General features: G+C 48.3%; 19 protein-coding genes. 7 read left to right on the top strand and 12 right to left on the bottom strand.

Annotation, left to right across the window (positions count from 1 at the left end; translation table 11 throughout):
* The first annotated feature begins 11 nt into the window (after positions 1-11).
* Positions 12-1,412 carry a DUF6600 domain-containing protein gene (locus tag EHT25_RS06270; protein ID WP_124872300.1) on the top strand — a complete coding sequence of 467 codons (1,401 nt, stop codon included), beginning with the start codon at positions 12-14 and terminating at the stop codon, positions 1,410-1,412.
* Between the two features lie 61 nt (positions 1,413-1,473).
* Here EHT25_RS06270 and EHT25_RS06265 read toward each other — a convergent pair whose 3' ends face one another.
* The 7 genes from EHT25_RS06265 to EHT25_RS06235 form a co-directional block, all read right to left on the bottom strand.
* Positions 1,474-1,776, bottom strand: a complete 303-nt coding sequence (locus EHT25_RS06265; RefSeq protein ID WP_124872297.1) for a DUF3817 domain-containing protein — start codon at positions 1,774-1,776, stop codon at positions 1,474-1,476.
* A complete protein-coding gene (locus EHT25_RS06260) occupies positions 1,773-2,243 on the bottom strand; it encodes a hypothetical protein (RefSeq protein WP_124872294.1) in 471 nt (156 codons plus the stop codon). Before EHT25_RS06260 ends, EHT25_RS06265 begins: the two co-directional genes overlap by 4 nt.
* Positions 2,244-2,312: 69 nt before the next feature.
* The gene (locus EHT25_RS06255) at positions 2,313-3,167 is read right to left on the bottom strand and encodes an AraC family transcriptional regulator (protein WP_124872291.1); all 855 of its coding nucleotides are present in this window, start codon (positions 3,165-3,167) and stop codon (positions 2,313-2,315) included.
* Positions 3,168-3,311: 144 nt separating this feature from the next.
* Entirely contained in the window at positions 3,312-3,782 is a 471-nt protein-coding gene (locus EHT25_RS06250; RefSeq protein ID WP_124872289.1) for a YdeI/OmpD-associated family protein, read from the bottom strand.
* A gap of 11 nt (positions 3,783-3,793) precedes the next feature.
* Positions 3,794-5,311 (bottom strand): malate:quinone oxidoreductase, encoded by a 1,518-nt coding sequence (locus EHT25_RS06245; protein ID WP_124872285.1) that lies wholly within the window; start codon positions 5,309-5,311, stop codon positions 3,794-3,796.
* 140 nt (positions 5,312-5,451) lie between these two features.
* On the bottom strand, positions 5,452-6,006 hold the full coding sequence (locus tag EHT25_RS06240) for a GNAT family N-acetyltransferase (protein ID WP_124872282.1): 555 nt from the start codon (positions 6,004-6,006) through the stop codon (positions 5,452-5,454).
* Positions 6,007-6,111: 105 nt separating this feature from the next.
* The gene (locus EHT25_RS06235; protein ID WP_124872279.1) at positions 6,112-7,476 is read right to left on the bottom strand and encodes a TrpB-like pyridoxal phosphate-dependent enzyme; all 1,365 of its coding nucleotides are present in this window, start codon (positions 7,474-7,476) and stop codon (positions 6,112-6,114) included.
* Between the two features lie 56 nt (positions 7,477-7,532).
* Between EHT25_RS06235 and EHT25_RS06230 the strand changes: the two genes are divergently transcribed.
* Positions 7,533-7,955, top strand: coding sequence for a GNAT family N-acetyltransferase (locus tag EHT25_RS06230; RefSeq protein WP_124872275.1), 423 nt, complete (start codon positions 7,533-7,535; stop codon positions 7,953-7,955).
* A 59-nt stretch (positions 7,956-8,014) separates the two neighbouring features.
* Here EHT25_RS06230 and EHT25_RS06225 read toward each other — a convergent pair whose 3' ends face one another.
* Both EHT25_RS06225 and EHT25_RS06220 read right to left on the bottom strand, forming a co-directional pair.
* Positions 8,015-8,938, bottom strand: a complete 924-nt coding sequence (locus tag EHT25_RS06225; RefSeq protein ID WP_124872272.1) for a polysaccharide deacetylase family protein — start codon at positions 8,936-8,938, stop codon at positions 8,015-8,017.
* 234 nt (positions 8,939-9,172) lie between these two features.
* On the bottom strand, positions 9,173-9,484 hold the full coding sequence (locus EHT25_RS06220; RefSeq protein WP_124872269.1) for a DUF3817 domain-containing protein: 312 nt from the start codon (positions 9,482-9,484) through the stop codon (positions 9,173-9,175).
* A gap of 166 nt (positions 9,485-9,650) precedes the next feature.
* Here EHT25_RS06220 and EHT25_RS06215 point away from each other — a divergent pair, with 166 nt between their 5' ends.
* The 3 genes from EHT25_RS06215 to EHT25_RS06205 all read left to right on the top strand — a co-directional run bounded on the left by EHT25_RS06215 (position 9,651) and on the right by EHT25_RS06205 (position 12,315).
* Positions 9,651-10,379: a hypothetical protein gene (locus tag EHT25_RS06215; protein WP_124872266.1), complete on the top strand. Its 729-nt coding sequence runs from the start codon at positions 9,651-9,653 to the stop codon at positions 10,377-10,379.
* A gap of 83 nt (positions 10,380-10,462) precedes the next feature.
* Complete coding sequence (locus tag EHT25_RS06210) at positions 10,463-11,569, top strand: serine hydrolase domain-containing protein (protein ID WP_124872263.1); 1,107 nt, start codon at positions 10,463-10,465, stop codon at positions 11,567-11,569.
* Positions 11,566-12,315, top strand: coding sequence for a hypothetical protein (locus EHT25_RS06205; protein ID WP_124872260.1), 750 nt, complete (start codon positions 11,566-11,568; stop codon positions 12,313-12,315). The genes EHT25_RS06210 and EHT25_RS06205 overlap by 4 nt, the downstream gene beginning before the upstream one ends.
* Positions 12,316-12,321: 6 nt before the next feature.
* Here EHT25_RS06205 and EHT25_RS06200 read toward each other — a convergent pair whose 3' ends face one another.
* Both EHT25_RS06200 and sufB read right to left on the bottom strand, forming a co-directional pair.
* Entirely contained in the window at positions 12,322-13,032 is a 711-nt protein-coding gene (locus EHT25_RS06200; protein WP_124872257.1) for a DUF1028 domain-containing protein, read from the bottom strand.
* A gap of 204 nt (positions 13,033-13,236) precedes the next feature.
* On the bottom strand, positions 13,237-14,682 hold the full coding sequence (gene sufB / locus EHT25_RS06195) for a Fe-S cluster assembly protein SufB (RefSeq protein WP_124872254.1): 1,446 nt from the start codon (positions 14,680-14,682) through the stop codon (positions 13,237-13,239).
* Between the two features lie 45 nt (positions 14,683-14,727).
* On the opposite strand from sufB, the gene EHT25_RS06190 reads away from it, so the two are divergent.
* Positions 14,728-15,375, top strand: coding sequence for a DUF8453 domain-containing protein (locus EHT25_RS06190; protein WP_124872249.1), 648 nt, complete (start codon positions 14,728-14,730; stop codon positions 15,373-15,375).
* 3 nt (positions 15,376-15,378) lie between these two features.
* Here EHT25_RS06190 and EHT25_RS06185 read toward each other — a convergent pair whose 3' ends face one another.
* Complete coding sequence (locus EHT25_RS06185) at positions 15,379-15,867, bottom strand: Lrp/AsnC ligand binding domain-containing protein (RefSeq protein ID WP_124872244.1); 489 nt, start codon at positions 15,865-15,867, stop codon at positions 15,379-15,381.
* 608 nt (positions 15,868-16,475) lie between these two features.
* On the opposite strand from EHT25_RS06185, the gene EHT25_RS06180 reads away from it, so the two are divergent.
* Positions 16,476-17,702 carry a DUF819 family protein gene (locus EHT25_RS06180; protein WP_124872239.1) on the top strand — a complete coding sequence of 409 codons (1,227 nt, stop codon included), beginning with the start codon at positions 16,476-16,478 and terminating at the stop codon, positions 17,700-17,702.
* Positions 17,703-17,793: the final 91 nt, after the last annotated feature.

Below are 17,793 nucleotides of genomic sequence, written 5' to 3'. Positions count from 1 at the left end.
CTCGCTGGGCCATGAAAACACGACGAATCATTCCGGCTTTTGGGTTGATTATATTTTTTGTACTCACCCTGGTTGTTCCTCAGAAATCGATGGCGCAACCCGGTGTCGATGTGCCGATTGAATCGTTTTATGACGATCTGGCACCCTACGGGCAGTGGGTTCCCAACCAGAATTATGGGCAGGTGTGGATGCCCGATGTTCCAGGCGACTTTCAACCTTATGCTACCAATGGACACTGGGCGGTAACCGAATACGGCAACACCTGGGTCTCGGATTACGATTGGGGCTGGGCCCCCTTTCATTACGGACGCTGGCAGTTTGACGATTACTACGGTCGCTGGATCTGGATTCCGGATTCAGAATGGGGACCGGCCTGGGTGAGCTGGCGTTCCGGTGGCGGTTATTATGGCTGGGCTCCGCTCGGTCCGGGCATGAGCATCAATGTGAACATCAATCTGCCGTTCAATTACTGGACGTTCGTGCCCCAGATTTATTTCACCAGTCCCCGGGTTTACAGTTATTGCGTTCCCCGGACGCGGGTTGTGAATGTATACCACAATACCACAATCATTAACAACGTGTATCGCTACAATAACCGGTCGTATGGCTATGGCCCGCGTCGGGAAGAAATTGAACGATACACCCGCCAACGGGTTCCGGTTTACCGGGCTAATGATGTGGCCCGACGCGGAACCTACGGAGCGCGTGGTGGCTATGATCCGAATCGTTCGGATAATCGGGGAAATTATAACGGAAATGGTGGTTACAACCGAAACAATCGGGGAGATATTGCTGGAAATTATCCAAACTCGAATCGTTCGAACCGAACTGATAACAGCGGTTTTTCGCCAAATCGGGACAATAGTTCAAACCGTCCGGATTTTAACAATCGTCCAAATAGAGACAATTCGAATCGTCCGGATTTTAACAATCGTTCAAACAGTGATAATATGAGTCGTCCGGATTTTAACAATCGTCCAAATGGCGATATCTCAAATCGTCCGGATTTTAATAATCGTTCAAACAGTGATCACTCGAATCGCCCGGATTTCAACAATCGTTCAAATTCGGATAATTCATCAGGCAGTTTTGATCGCCCGGATTTTAACAACCGGAATCGCACCAGTCCAAATGGGTTTGAAACTCCCTCTGAAAACCGTAGCAACCCGGGTTACAATCCCGGTATGAATGATCGCCGGGCCGAAAGCCGGTCGTATCAACAGCCCGACCGCTCGAGCCGGATGGAGCGTTCCTGGAACGGTGGCGGCAATGAAGGCGGTTTTCAGCGGTCGGAACGAAGCCGGGAGCAAGTTCAACCCCGATCGGCAGAGCAGGCACCCCGACACTATCAGGAACGGCAGAATTCGTCCAACCGGGAAGGCGGCTTTGGCCATCGTCGAGGTCCGCAATAACGATTGATACTTTTAAAAACCGGGTGCTGTCTGAGTCATTCAGACAGCACCCGGTTTTGTTTTACCCGATTCTCGACAGAATTTTATAATCGATATAAAACGTTCCGAATGGAATAAAGCACGCCAGAATCACCTTCCAGGTAATTTTTCTGAATTGCCATTTGTGTTCGATTCCGAAACTCAGCGTATTGATCACAAACAGCAGGAATAATAAGCCATGGACGGGGCCAATGGCCCTGACCAGAGTGGGATCGTTATTGGCATATTTTAAAGGTACCGCAATACCAATTAAAACGAGTAACGAAATGCCTTCTAAAAAAGCAATAAGTCGTAATCTTCCGATTTTAGTTGTTAAGAATTTCATTCGTGAAAGGCGCGAAAGTAAGGACGATTTGCCAGTGGAGAAAATGGCCAGGGAATAGCCAGTAAAATAAGAAGTAGGGCCAAGCTAAACCAGATTGTCATCGTTTTAAATTTTTCGTTATCCGATTCTTTCCGTTTGGCAACTGCCGAACCGATTGTAATAAATACAATCGCAATCGTCATCAGTAGAATATGAATGAGACCAAAAAAGAGGAAATCAAATTGCCTGATGGCTTCTTTGAAATGAGCTCGGAAATACGCAACAATCGGGCTGTTAAAATACAAAATATAGCCTATCATCAACTGGATATGGGCAATGGTGGCCGTGGCGTGTCGGATAAAATCAGCCGACTTGTTGAATGTCTTTTTTCGACTCCAGCCTGTTATGCCCAGGTAAATACTGTAGCAGAGGCTGACCAAAACCACCCAACGGAAAACAGAATGAACAGTTAATAAAATAGGGTACATGATCTTGCATTTGATTGATGCAAAGATCAAATACGTCGAAGTCGAACGTTAGGATGGATAAGGCCGTTTCTAGGACTTTTCAATCATTCGCCGAAATTCGGAAGGAGTTTGTTTCTCGTACTTTTTGAACAACCGGGTAAAATAAGAAGAATCATCCAGTCCAACTTCGGAGGCAATTTCGCTGATGGACAATGTGGTTTGACTGAGCAGAACTTTCGATTCAAGCAAAATTGTTTCATCGATCCATTTTGTCGGTGACTTCCCGGTAATGGCTTTAACGGTTTTATTCAGGTGATTGGGGGAGATATTGAGCAGCAAAGCATACTCGGAAACCCGGTGATGGGTACTGATCATCGTAAAGAGGAGCTCCCGGAAACGGTTTGTAATCGCAACGGAAGAACCCGGATTGTCAGAAGATGCGGGTCGATAAACCCGGTTTACTTCACACAACAACGCCAGCAGGTAGGATTGAAGAAGTTCGGAATTCTGAAGACCCGACCGGGAATAATCGAATAAAAGCCGATCGAGTATTTGCTGAATAAATCGGGCTGAATCCAAATCTGGCTGGATCATCGGATTCCCCCAAACGCGTAGAAAATCGAACTCTTTTAACAAACCGTTACCAAATATTCCGACCAGAAAATCCGTATGAAAACCGCATATATATCCTTTGTTTACATCGTTTTCTTGAAATGAAAAAACCTGCCCCGCCGGTACGAACAATAACTCATTCGGATGAATCGTAAACAATTCGCTCCCAATCTTCATGGATGCTTCTCCTTCCGTGATGTATAAACACGAGTGGATGGTGGAGCGGGAAGCGGGTACGGGCCGATGAACATGGCGGTACATTTCTTCCACGCGAACGATAAAGAACTTCCGGATATCTCCTTTCAGAATTGCATTTAACTCGTCAGAAGGCATAAACTTCGTCGTAAATGACGATGAATCATACAACTTTATTTCGCTCAAGGCTTTCCGATTTAAATTGAGATAAAGTATAAATATAAAAGCCGTACCTTGATTTTAAGTACGGCTTTTATATTTATAAATTTTTCCAGAAACGGATTATTTCTTTTTAAATCGGTCAATCATCTTAATTGCCCGATCGATACGAATCTGGCTATTCTTCGCGCCATCGACATAATACATAATGGCGCGTTGATCGCTGGATTTTAGCGCCTGAAAACACCGGTTGCCTTCTTCATCGATGGCCAGCAATTCCTGCAATTCTTCTGGCATTTTGCGTCCATATTCGCTATCGTCTTTCCAAATCGCAGCCTGAATTTTATCGCCCGACCGAATTTTAAGTTGCTGGCGAATGGGCGTTCCGACACTGATGTAAAACGTACCATTTCCTTTGGGCCTTAGTGCACAATGAAATTCGACTTTCCCGTTTAACAGACACATCATCCGAACCGATGTCGTGCTGACGAACAGTTGGGCTACACCATCAGGAACGTCGATAAAATGCATTCCATTTTGATGGACGAACCGATCGATAACAGATTCAAAATGGATGGCATCATTAGGCGCCATAGCTTGGGCGGTTAAAGAACCGGTTCGCTTATTTTTAACCCTAACACCTCGCTCGTCCAGGCTCTGGTCTGGTAGGCTAACTCCGCATTCGTGGCCAGCGATTGGCCGTACGACGGAATCATCTTCTTCAACTTGTTTTGCCAGGCTTCTGAATTGATTTGGTTCGGGAAACAGCGTTTTAGCAAATCCAGCATAATGGAAACGGAAGTAGACGCCCCCGGCGATGCGCCGAGTAATGCGGCAATGGAACCGTCGGCCGCGCAAACGACTTCAGTTCCAAACTCCAGAATACCGCCTTCTTCGGGGTCTTTTTTGATCACCTGAACCCGCTGACCGGCGGTTTCCAGATCCCATTCGTCCATTTTAGCCTCCGGGAAATAATCGCGCAAAGCGGCTAAACGGTCTTCCGGCGATTGACGTACCTGATCGATGAGGTATTTCGTCAGCGGAATATTGTGAATACCGGCGGCCATCATCGGCAGCAGGTTATTGGCTTTGATCGATAAAGGCAAATCCATGAATGAACCGTTTTTCAGGAATTTGGTTGAAAAACCGGCATAAGGACCGAACAAAAGCGCTTTTTTACCGTCGATCATCCGGGTGTCGAGGTGCGGAACCGACATTGGAGGGGAGCCGACGGAAGCTTTTCCGTAGACTTTGGCTTCGTGTCTTTCCACGACTTCCTGATTATTGCAAACCAGCCACTGCCCGCTTACCGGAAAACCGCCAAATCCTTTGCCTTCCGGAATGGCCGCCTTTTCGAGCAGGGGCAAGGAACCGCCCCCCGCACCGATGAAGATAAAGCGGGTTTTTAATTCCCGTTTTTTCCGCGTCGACCAGTTCTTGACGGTAATTTTCCAGGTACCGTCTTCTTCCTGTTCCAGATCCCGGACATCGTGGGCCAGGCGGATTGTGACCCCGTCCATTTTCCGCAGATGATCGAACAGCGCGCGGGTTAAGGCTCCGAAATTGACATCGGTACCAATTTCCATGCGGGTTGCTGCCACTTTTTCGGACGGATCGCGGCCTTCCATGACGAGCGGAATCCACTCGTTCAACTGGGCCGGATCTTCGGAATACAGCATTCCTTTAAAAAGGTGGTGATCATCCAGCGCATCATGCCTTTTTTTGAGGTAATCGACGTTCTTTTCACCCCACACAAAACTCATGTGAGGAATTTCGTTGATGAAGGTTTGGGGAGATGGCGAAATATTTTGCTCGACCAGATAAGCCCAAAACTCTTTGGATACTTCGAACGATTCGGCGATTTTAACGGCTTTCGTGATATCGACTGAACCGTCTTCCCGCTCAGGCGTATAATTCAGCTCGCAAAACGCGGAGTGACCGGTTCCGGCGTTGTTCCAGGCATCCGAACTTTCGGCGGCCAGTACGTCCAGCCGTTCGAAAACTTCAATGGTCAACGATGGATCTAATTCCTTGAGCAACATGCCGAGCGTGGCGCTCATAATTCCGGCACCGATCAAAACAACGTCCGGATCTTTCTGTATAAATCGACTACTTTTTGGCATAATTGAGTAACAAGTATCAACTTATAAAACTATTTTTTTAACCAGCAGATTCATTCTTTTATAGTAACTTCCAGAGAATGTTTGTTGTTATTTAAGGCAATTCTAACTGCTCATTTGCCAAGTCCAATTTATGTTGGAATTTATTCAATGGGCGTAAAACGGGCGTAATAAACCGAGTCGAAAAACCGCCCGTTGTAAAATTTATTTTCTTTGAAATGTCCTTCTTTCTGAAACCCGCAACGTTCCAATAATCGGGCCGAAGCAACATTTTTTGGATCGACAACGGCTTCGATGGAATGCAGGTTCAATGTCCGAAAACCGTAGTTTACAACGGCAACCAGAGCCTCCCGCATCATGCCGGATCCGTGGTAATCGGTCCGTAACAGATAGCCCACTTCGGCGCGGTAATTTTCCTTGCTCATTCGAACGAAACCAATTGTTCCGACAACCTCATCTGAGTCCCGGAGCGCAATCGCCCAGGTAATCATCTCATTGGTTCGTATGTTTTCATTGAAACTCTGAATCAATACGGCCGTATCCGCTTCCGATGTCGCCAATGGTCTGGGGATAAAGCGCATGATGCTTTCGTCGGACCTCAACACAAATAAATGGGCCGCATCCGTGTTTCGAAACTGCCTTAAAACCAGCCGTTCGGTTGATAAAGTCGGAAACGGATTGAAGTTTACATCCAGCATAAATGGGTAGTTATTTAGTTTACGGTTTACAGTTTTAGGTTGCTGACGCGTGCTTTGCACACGCGGTTCAACTCCCTAAAACTGTAGACCGAATCCCGAAAACAATTAGGCAATTACCGGTGTATCTAATTCCGCCAGTGACGCCAGAATCTCCTCCTGTGTGACTTCATGTTCGACCAGTTTCCCCGATAAATACTGCTCATAAGCCCCCATGTCGAAGTGGCCGTGTCCGCAGAGATTGAACAGGATGGTTTTGGAAACCCCTTCTTCTTTCGCGCGTTCGGCTTCCCGGATTGCCGTGGCAATCGCGTGCGTGGCCTCCGGCGCCGGAATAATCCCTTCCGTTCGGGCAAATTTGATTCCGGCTTCGAAACATTCCAACTGCTTGAGCGCCTGCGCTTCAATCAATCCGTCTTTCAGCAATTGACTCACAATGGCCCCCGCCCCGTGGTAGCGCAAACCGCCCGCGTGAATCGGAGCCGGAATAAAATTATGTCCGAGCGTGTACATCGGCAGGAGGGGCGTCATGCCGACGGTATCGCCCAAATCGTAACGGAAAACGCCACGCGTCAATTTGGGACAGGACGCTGGTTCGGCGGCAATGCAGCGGATTTTTTTACCTTCGTCCAGGTTGAAACGTAAGAACGGAAACGCAATTCCGGCAAAATTGGAGCCGCCACCGAACGGCGCCACAATGATGTCCGGAAAATCACCGGCCTGTTCCAGTTGCTTGATCGCTTCCAGTCCGATCACCGTCTGGTGCATCAGTACGTGGTTCAGCACCGAACCGAGCGCATATTTCGTGTTTTCGTCCTGAAACGCCAGCTCGACAGCTTCCGAAATGGCAATGCCCAGACTCCCCGGCGAATCGGGGTCGCCCGCCAGAATTTTCTTCCCGGCTTCGGTGCGGTTCGAGGGCGATGGATAAACCGACGCGCCCCAGGTATTCATCATTATTTTGCGGTAAGGTTTGCTATCGTAACTGGCCTTCACCATGTAAACCTCGCATTCAATCCCGAAAAGCTGACACGCGAAACTCAAAGCACTGCCCCACTGCCCCGCCCCGGTTTCGGTCGTGATGCGCTTGACACCAGCCTGTTTGTTGTAAAAAGCCTGCGGAACCGCTGTATTGGGTTTGTGCGAACCCGCTGGACTGACACCTTCGTATTTGTAGTAAATTTTGGCGGGGGTGTCCAGCAATTTCTCCAGTCCGTACGCCCGGAACATCGGTGTCGGACGCCAGATTTTGTAAATATCGCGGACTTCTTCGGGAATGTCGACCCACTTTTCGGACGTAACCTCCTGTTTGATCAATTCCATCGGGAACAGGGGAGCGAGCATTTCCGGACCGATCGGTTCTTTGGTGCCCGGATGCAGCGGGGGCAGCGGTTTGTTGGGCATGTCGGCCACGATATTGTACCACTTTTCGGGGATGTCGGCTTCGGTCAGGGTGAATTTTTTCTGTGCCATTGATTAAAAGAGTATGGAATGAAGTCCTAACTTAGCAATTTCCCCGCTGTATTTCGATGCTCATTCGACAAATTAAACCGGAAGAAACCTACACACTTCGTCACAAAGTTCTGTGGCCCGACAAACCGTTCGCGTATGTAATTTTGAACGAAGATGCTGAGGGGCAACACTTTGGTGCTTTTCGGGATGAAGACTTAATGGCCGTTATTTCATTATTTGAAGAAAATGGCGTTGCTCGCTTCCGGAAATTTGCCACCCGGCCCGATTGCCAACGGCAGGGAATTGGCATGCGGTTATTGGATCGGGTAATCGAAGAAGCCCGGAAGTTAGGTGCCCATACACTCTGGTGCGACGCCCGGCTTTCGGCGGCTACTTTTTACCAGCGATTTGGCATGGAACCGGAAGGAGCGGTTTTCTACAAAGGAGAAATTCCGTATTCGAAATACGTGCTCAAATTGACCGACAAAAACGTGGATTAAATAAAAAGCCCACGATTAAAACCGTGGGCTGAAAGAATGAATTATGGCTGTTTCGAAAACTACTTAAAACTGTTTTTTATATTGTTACTCAACGTTTTGGGGCTCCAGTATCCACTGGCAATGATCCGGCGAATACTCAGCAGCGGATTTTCCTCGTCGCGCTTCTTTTCGGCCAATTGGTAGGCGCCCAGATACCCTCTTTTCTTCAACTCAACCGTCGCTTCGTGGTTCCAAAGACCGAACGGATAGGCAAAATGACGAACCGGTTTTCCGGTAATTTCCTCCAGTTTTTTAGTCGGTTGTTCAATCTGAGTGACCCAATCAGCCGCCGTGTATTTCTTAACGCTGTGGTGATCCCAGGTATGGCAGCCAATCGTGTGGCCACGGTCGGCCAAATCCTTGATCTGCTGTTTATCCATGTAATGCTGGTAACCGCGACGGCCAATCGACGCCGTCATGATGAAAAACGTGCCTTTAAAACCGTATTTTTCCAATTCGGGTGCGGCAATACCGTGTTGTTCCTCATCGCCGTCATCGAAGGTAATCAGGACCGGTTTCTCGGGTAAGGCAGCTCCTGTCGTCAGATACGCATACAGTTGGTCGGGCGAGATGGAGTGATAGCCACTGTCGGCCAGCATCTTGATCTGGTCCTTGAAAACCTGAATCGGCATGATGTAACTGCGGGCGTTTTCCGAATCTTTCGGTCGCCAGTCGCGAACCTGGTGGTAACACAGAATCGGCACCTGCTTGCGGGCGATGATCGTGGCAGCGTCGGCGATCTTATCGGCCGGAATCGTTGCCGGATCAACCCGGTTTTCCGTTGCGGTGGTGGTGGAGGACGGTTTCGTCGGGGTAGCCGCAACGGCTCCTTCTTTTACGTCCGTCGACTGACTGGATTCCTTGGTTTGGGAGCAGCCAATAACGGTTGCTGTTGTTAATAACGAGATGGCAATCGGGATTAATGCACTTTTTCTGATACTCATCTTCTTCCGGAACGACACAAATTGAAATGGAATTATTTTGGTTACGAAGCAATATACATAAAAGGTCTTGTTGGTAACTTCAGGAAAACCGACGGGTCGATACTTTTTTTTTAGCGGGTTTACTTCCCCTTGACGATCAGGTTAAAACGAAAAACCGCTGGTTTATTTAAGTATTCACCGGCAGGATCGTTTTGCGAACTGATGCCGAATTCTTACTTCGATGTGCTCTGTTTCTTAGGCAATCGACTGCCCTTCTTTTTTCAAACGGCTTTCCAGCCAGAAGGTACCAAAGGGAACCAGTGACGCAATAAAAGCGACAATCACCCGAATGATGGACCAGCGCCGATCGATTGTAACGGCAATCAGCGCGATCAGGTAGGCAATGAACAACACCCCATGCGCCCAGCCTACTCCTTTTACGGCGTAAGGCCATCCCGCCAGGTATTTCAAGGGCATGGCAATCCCCAATAGAACCAGATAGGAAATGCCTTCCAGGATTCCGATCAGACGGAAACGACTCAGTGGCGTTTTGAGAGAAAAATTCATATCGATAATTTTAAGAAAGTTCGAACCAACGTAACTACAAACATACAACCGCATTCCGTGACTACCGACAATCCAGCGCTGCCATTTATTGACTAATCAAACCATTCATGTATATGGTATAACAAAGTAGCTTGTATTGCCCATATTTGTTGTTAAAAAACAAAAAATGAACACAGAGTCATTAAATCGGGAAGGTTTCTGGTTTCCAGGTCGTTGGGTAGGCGGGCTAGCGCTGGTGATTGCCCCCCTCTTGTTGTTGAGCGGGGAGCTCCTGCGGTTTCCGTTCGACTTCTTTTTCCCCAGTCAGTTAAAGGCTTATGACCAGCACCCCACTCAGATGATCACTTCCTACAGTCTTTTTTTGGCGGGAAATCTATTGTTGTGGCCTGCCATCAGTACGGTGGCCAAACTAATCGGGCAGTCAAAACCGGGCTGGGCGGTTTGGGGTGGAACGCTGGTCATTTTGGGATTGTTTGCCCGAACGTTTCATTACGGCATTAATCATCTTGCGTTTCAATTGGTCCGGATTCAGGATTTGGATCAGGCCAGCCGGGCCATTGCCGATTCATACGGGGCTTTCCACATTGTTTCGATCTTGTCCGGGGCCATTATGGCGGGCTGGGTTGTACTGGCGATTGGGGCTTATTGGTCAGGTACGCTTGGCCTGATTCGTTCCATCGCGCTGGCAGCCATGTCTGGGCTGATGCTGGGTGTGTTAAAAGGGAGTTCGGTCGTGTCCATTCTGGCCGTATCAGGACTATGTATCGCTCTGATTCCGCTGGGTATGACGGTTCTGTCCGACGGCCCTAAACCGGAAATTCGAACAATCCTAAGCTGGTCGGCTGGGATGGTTTTGCTAATCACATTTATGTATTTTCTGGGACAAGCCGGGTAGAAAGGTTAAATTTTGTTAAGTCACGGCAAGGGATTTTGATCGTTTCGAATACAGCTCCACCTTTGGCTGAAAATTCACCTGAAATGATGAGCTATCTATTGAAAAAGTACTATCTCCTGCTGACAATGGGCTTTGCAGGCTGTAGTTCATTACTGAATGATCCGCCGGTAACGTATACGTACAAGGCCCCTGAACAGATCGCAGATGGCTGGACGGTAGCCTCCTTGTCAAGCCAGCAAATGAACCCGAAACCGATCGAGCAATTGACCGATCAGATTGTTTCGGAGCAATATCGGAATATTCATAGTCTTCTGATTGTTCGAAACGGTAAACTGGTTTACGAAAATTACTTCAACGGTTATTCGGACTTAATCCCCGAAAACATTTATTCCGCCACCAAAACCTTTACTTCGGCTTTGATCGGTATTGCACTCGACCAAAAACTGATCAAAAGTCTGGACGAGAAAGTCGTCGATTATTTTCCGCAGGAATCCCCGCTGCCAAACCTGACACCGGCCAAACAGCAGATTACCATCCGGGATTTGCTGACGATGAGTTCGGGCCTGGAGTGCGCCGATGACGATCCGCAGTCGCCCGGCAACGAAGCGAAAATGTACCAGTCGACGGACTGGATTCGCTACACCCTTAGTCTGCCGATGAAGACAACGCCGGGAACCGAGTCGAATTATTGCACCGGGGGAGTAGCGGTTTTGGGCGGCATTCTCCAACGCGCGACGGGGAAAACCGTAGATGAGTTTGCGCAGGAAAATTTGTGGAAACCGCTCAATATCACCCCCATTCGCTGGGATCGGATGCCGACCGGGCAGGTGAATACAAGCGGCAGAATGTTCATCCGTCCGCGCGACATGGCCAAACTCGGCCAGTTGTTTCTCAATAAAGGTCAGTGGGAGGGAAAACAGATTATTTCTGCCGACTGGGTGAACGAATCCACCCGAAAACAGGTGATCCTCCGCGATCAGGGATACGGCTATTTGTGGTGGCGACGCGAGTTCAATTACAACAATAAAATGTACCCCGCTTATTACGCATCGGGAAACGGAGGCAACTTCATCGTAGTACTGCCCACCGAAAATTTAGTCGTCGTATCAACGGCCGGAAACCTGAATTCAGGCATTGGTGCCCAGATTTTTGGGATGATCCGTTTTCAAATAATAACAGCTTTATTATGAGGAGTTTAGTAATAAAACCGCTCTTCTGGCTGCTGGGGTTATTGACTTATACAGCGAGTTTTGCGCAGCAACGGAACCAATTTGCCGGTTTAAGTGCCGGTGTAATGCCCTTTCAAATCAAGGATCATTTCCATTCGCCATACACCTATCGCGGAACCGGCTTGGGGTTGCAGGTAATGTATGGACAGCAACGAATCAAAACGCTGTGGCAACTGGAAGCCGACTATTTTCAGGCAAATCCCCAATCGGTTGTTTCCAGAAAAGCCGCGACTCAAATGATTGATGCGGCTTTTAACTACCAGTGGAAACTTTTGCCAACGTTGAAAGTGGAAAACCGGTTTCAGCTTTTCGCCGGAATCGGCCTGCGTTTTTCGGGTAATTCGACCAATTATTCGCCGGATATTGAAGTTGCCACGAATCAGGCAACCGCAGCACTTTCGCTGGGGGCGTCGGCAAAAGCTACTTACCAATTTAGCAAGACTCATGGCCTTGAATTACAGGCTTTTGCCTCGGTCATCAGTGCCGTATATCGCCCGCATTACAGCTATTATGGTAAAGAGCAATTCGCTGCATCCTGGTTGGGCCGGAATCCGATTACGGATGTACAATTGACTTATTATTACCAATTTAGCAGGCGTTTTCAGGCTATCGCCCGGTATCAGTTAAGTTATTTTAACTATGATCAGCCCCGGCAGGTGGTTTGGCTGCGGCAGAGTCTTAATGCAGGAATCCGCCGAACGTTTTAAGGATACTCAGTGATTGTGCTTTTGTTTCCATCGCTCATATTTTCCCTGAAGTAATAAAACCGCATTCATGCCGCCCCGTTTTTGCCCGAAAAACTGTAAACTCAGGTAGGGCTTATGCGGTTTATCATCTGATTTTGCCACCATAATGAACGCGCTGGTTGCGCGTTGGTCTCCGCAACGTTTATCACCACCGGCTTCCGAACCCGCAACCAGCGCCCGCATCAGAATCTCGTCGATCGGCAATGCTTCTTTTTGCCCTTTCAAAACCGCATCCAGAATAAACCGCAATTCGTTGTCACTGGTCAGCGTATTTCCCTGAACCGAAACACCGAAAGCTGTCAATGCCCCATTGAACGAATGGGTTTCGGTACCAGTATACGTTCCGGAGGCATCCGGATGATTAAGCGTGACGACGGCGTATTGCTGTTTTTCATAATCAAATGCCGGATCCTTCAAAGACGTAATGATTTGTTCGGGAGAAGCACCCGCACGAATCATCGCCAACCCTTTTTGCCGGGCACCTTTATGGCTCATCGCCTGAACGATAATGGCGCCTTTTCCCGGCACAATTTCTCCGATTCCGTAGCAATTGTACGTGCAGGAAGCTCCGGCAATACCAATTTTACCGGTTTTCGGATCAACAATAATAATCGACCAGGTGGCGTAGGAGGGAAGGGAAAAGATAAGCAATAGAAATAATGTAGCGAATAATTTCATGAATCGTCGGGTGCTGATTTCTCCGAAGATGCGCAGTTCGATTTTAAAGTTGCATAGCAGGGTAGGAACGCGGATTGGACGGATTAAAACGGATTCATGCTGATAAAATCCGTTCCTTCCGTTAAATCCGGTTTCCTATTCTAATGCACCCAAACAAAAAAAGGCAAGCCGAAGCCTGCCTTTCGTATTTCTTATCAAAACCACTTACCCAACACTTCCCTCCAGACTGATTTCCAGCAGTTTCTGGGCTTCTACCGCAAACTCCATCGGCAACTGGTTCAGGACCTCTTTAGCGTAGCCATTGATAATCAGTGCTACGGCCTGTTCCGTTGGAATACCGCGTTGGTTGCAGTAAAAAAGTTGGTCTTCCCCGATTTTCGAGGTGGTCGCTTCGTGTTCAACGGTGGCCGTCTGGTTGTTCACCTCGATGTATGGGAACGTATGCGCACCGCAACGATCACCCAACAGGAGGGAGTCGCACTGCGAGTGATTCCGGGCATTTTCGGCCCGTTTGAATACCTGAACCAGGCCCCGGTAGGAGTTTTGGCTTCTTCCCGCCGAAATTCCTTTCGACACGATGCGGCTTTTTGTATTTTTCCCGACGTGGATCATCTTGGTCCCCGTATCGGCCTGCTGGTAGTTGTTCGTAACCGCTACCGAATAAAATTCACCGATTGCATAATCGCCTTTCAGAATTACCGACGGGTATTTCCAGGTGATGGCCGAACCGGTTTCCACCTGCGTCCAGGAAATTTTCGAATGAGCGCCTTCACAAATGCCACGCTTGGTCACGAAGTTGTATATACCGCCCTTTCCTTCTTTATCCCCCGGGTACCAGTTCTGAACCGTCGAGTATTTAATCTGGGCTTCTTTGGCCGCAACCAGCTCAACTACAGCCGCGTGCAACTGGTTTTCGTCGCGCATCGGGGCCGTACATCCTTCCAGGTAACTAACGTACGAACCTTCGTCGGCAACGATCAGCGTCCGCTCGAATTGACCGGTTCCGGCTGCATTGATCCGAAAGTAAGTGGACAATTCCATTGGGCAACGAACGCCTTTTGGAATGTAACAGAAGGAGCCATCGGAGAAAACCGCCGAGTTCAGTGCCGCAAAGTAATTGTCGCGCGGAGGAACGACCGATCCCAGGTATTTCTTAACCAGTTCGGGATGTTCCTGAACCGCTTCGGTCATCGAACAGAAAATGATGCCGAGTTCCTTCAGTTTATCTTTAAAGGTAGTCGCGATCGAAACCGAGTCAATGACGGCATCAACAGCTACCCCCGAAAGCCGCTCCTGCTCCTGCAACGAAATGCCCAGTCGCTCGAACGTCGCGCGCAGTTCCGGATCGATTTCGTCTAAACTGTTAACGGTTTTTTTCTGTTTGGGGGCAGAATAATATTTAAGTCCCTGGTAATCAATCGGCGGATATTTGAGATTGGTCCAATGAGGTTCAGTCAGTGTTATCCAGTACCGATACGCCTTCAACCGCCATTCCAGCATCCATTCCGGTTCGTTTTTCTTGGCCGAAATGAACCGGACAATGTCTTCGCTCAGGCCAATTGGCGCTTCATCCGCTTCAATGAATGTTTCGAAACCGTACTTGTATTCGGAATTGGTAATGCTTTCTAATATTTCAACGTCTTTGCTCATGATGGGTTGCGGGCTAATACGCGCAAAAGTCTATAGAATAACACAATGGGCAGAGGGACTGTTCCATTGCGTTCAGGCAAATATCGGAAACTTTCACTTTATTTGGTAAACCCGTCGCAACTAAGCCCGTTCACTATGGAGTCTGATAAACCCGAAGTTCCTAAAAAAACGCTTAATATTGAATTGCTCCTCGGCTTATCCGCTACCTTTCTCAGTGTTGCCGCCTTGATTGTTTCTATTTTTCAAACCCGAATCGCCCGGGAGCAACAGCATGCGACGGTTTGGCCGTATGTCCAGTTGACCAGCGATCATCTTGACAATAACTTAATACTCCTTTTAAAAAATAACGGAATTGGACCGGCATTAATCAAAAAAGTTGAATTCGGATATCGGGGAAAAAGCGATGCTTCTCACATTAACCTGCTGAATGAGATCGAGAACGCACAGGCATCGCAGGACTCGGTCAGGAAGGCTGGGCGGTTCTGGAATGACATCAGACCGGGAGATGTGGTGAAGGCCGGAGATGAAATTGAGTTGTATAAGGTCCTTAAAAACAATTATTTAGCCAATTTTATGAGCGATGTAATTGCTGACTCGACGTTCCGGTTTCGGATTACCTATTCCGATGTTTACGGCAATTGCTGGCTCTTGGATCATGGGAAAGTAACGCAACTGAACGATTGCCCGGATTGACCTTTAGTCCTTGTCCGGTTGTACATTAACGCCGAACGGAATGGGTCGGGAAATGCGTTCTTCCAGCGAAATAAACGTTTCGGTCCGTTGAATACCGCTCACTTTCTGAATTTTATCGTGTAATACTTCGCGCAGGTGTTGGGTGTCCCGGCAAACGATTTTGGCAAATATGCTATAAATACCGGTCGTGTAATGGATGTTGACCACCTCGGGAATTTTCAGGAGTTCAATGGCCACGTCTTCGTAAAGCGAGCTTTTATCCAGGTAAATCCCCAGAAAACCGCTGATGTCCCAACCCAGTTTGGTGTGGTCGATCACCAGCTGCGACCCCCGGACGATGCCCATTTGCTCCATTTTTTTCATCCGGACGTGGACGGTTCCGCCCGAAACAAAGATTCGTTTACCAATTTCCGTATAAGCCATATTGGCATCTTCCATCAATAAGGTCAGGATTTTGAGATCGATATTGTCAATCTCTAAATTTTTTTCCATTTGAACCGTAAAATTTTTAATTTCCTCAACAAAATAAGTTTTCTTTTATGAAAACAGAAATTTTACCTTTTTTTTAATAAAGAATTTGTAAATAAGTTAGTATTTGCATTAACTTTGTATTGTTAAATCGATCAACAGGGTCAACAGATTGATTCAACACAGTTCTTTTACCTTGTAGGATGTCGAAATTGGCAGACGTGCCCTCCTGTCTCGGGGGTGGTGATCACGGGAAAAACGCAGCATAATGCCGCTTGCAAAAGCGACTGGGGTTGACCACCAGAAGTTGTACTGTAGCTAACCGCACCGTGGGTGGTTCGAGTCCCCCTCCTACAGCATATGGTCTGATTTTTGATCAGCCACATCAAAATTAATGGCTTCGGCAGCTCGCTTCTGTAGCTGCATTCCGATTGGTTTTTAGTTTGTTGATGAAGTGTAATCTTAACACGCCGGCTCAGGTTGAGGCCGGCGTTGTTTGTTACGATGATGACAGTGATTTAAGGATGTGTGGGATTTGGTGATTTAGCGGATTACGTGATTTTTGCAGTTATTTGAGTTTTTAAGATTACTCACATCATCAAAATCAAAACCATCACCGCAATCATAGTCCAATGACGGATACCATTACTCTCGGCGTCCTCTTTTTGATTTTAGCTGCGGTTCTTACCTCCGCCGACAGTTCACGACCTTCCTGGCAAACGTTTTATTACTACGTTCCGCCCACGCTGCTCTGCTATTTTCTGCCCTCGCTCCTGAATACCTTTGGCTGGGTCGATGCCGAAAATACCGCATTATATCCTGTGGTTTCGCGCATTTTGTTGCCTGCTTCGCTGGTACTTTTCACGCTCAGCGTTGATTTTAAAGCGTTTCGGCGGCTGGGTCGCAAATCGATTCTAATGTTTGCGGCTTCAGCCATCAGCATTATGCTCGGTGGGCCACTGGCGGTTTTTGTCATTGCTAAAGTAGCTCCGGAACTGGTGGGCGGGGAGGGTCCGAATGCCGTCTGGCGAGGTCTGGCTACGTTGGCCGGAACCTGGATTGGTGGAGGAGCGAATCAAACGGCGCTCAAGGAAGTCTTTCAGCCCAGCAGCAATTTATTTTCCGCCATCGTTACGGTCGATGTCTTTATATCCAATCTCTGGCTGGGCGTATTATTATACGGAGCCGGTCATTCAACCGCCATCGACCGCTGGTTGCGGGCCGATGCCAGCGCGGTAGAAGAGGTCAGGCAACGGATTCAGCAACAGGTGGACGCGATTCGGAAAATGCCTACAGCGACCGATTTGGTCGTTATTCTGGCAGTTGGTTTTGGGGCTACGGCGGTTTCTCACGCCCTGGCTGACCGGATCGCCCCGTTTATCGATACGCATTCCCCCTTACTGAGCCGGTTTAGCCTGAATGCGCCGTTTTTCTGGATCGTCGGTCTGGCAACCGCCATTGGAATTGGTCTTTCGTTCACGCGGTTCCGAAATTTGGAAGGCGCTGGGGCGTCGAAAGTCGCTACGGTTTTTCTGTACCTGATGATTGCCACCATTGGCTTGAAAATGAATATTCTGGCCATTGCCGACCACCCCGGATTAATTCTGGTAGGCCTGGTCTGGATGTTTTTTCATGTGTTGCTGATGATCGGTTTCAGCCGGTTGATCCGCGCACCGTACTTCTTTCTGGCGGTCGGCAGCCAGGCTTGTATTGGTGGCCCGGCCACCGCGCCGATTATTGCGGCTGCGTTTCACCCGGTTCTGGCCCCGGTTGGCGTGTTGATGGCAATTTTGGGATACGCCGTTGGAACCTACATGGGTTACGTTTGCGGAATCCTGATGCAACTGGCTTCGCCCTAACCCTGTCAGCGGTTAAAGCGAAGCCAAACTTAGCTAAGCGATTTTCGGTACCAGACTGCGTTTACAAGAAGCTTCAACCCGCAGGCAGGGT

The organism is Larkinella rosea (assembly GCF_003858635.1).
Taxonomy (GTDB): domain Bacteria; phylum Bacteroidota; class Bacteroidia; order Cytophagales; family Spirosomataceae; genus Larkinella; species Larkinella rosea.
Note: the sequence above shows the minus strand (reverse complement) of the source record. Positions and strands in the feature narration are given on the sequence as shown.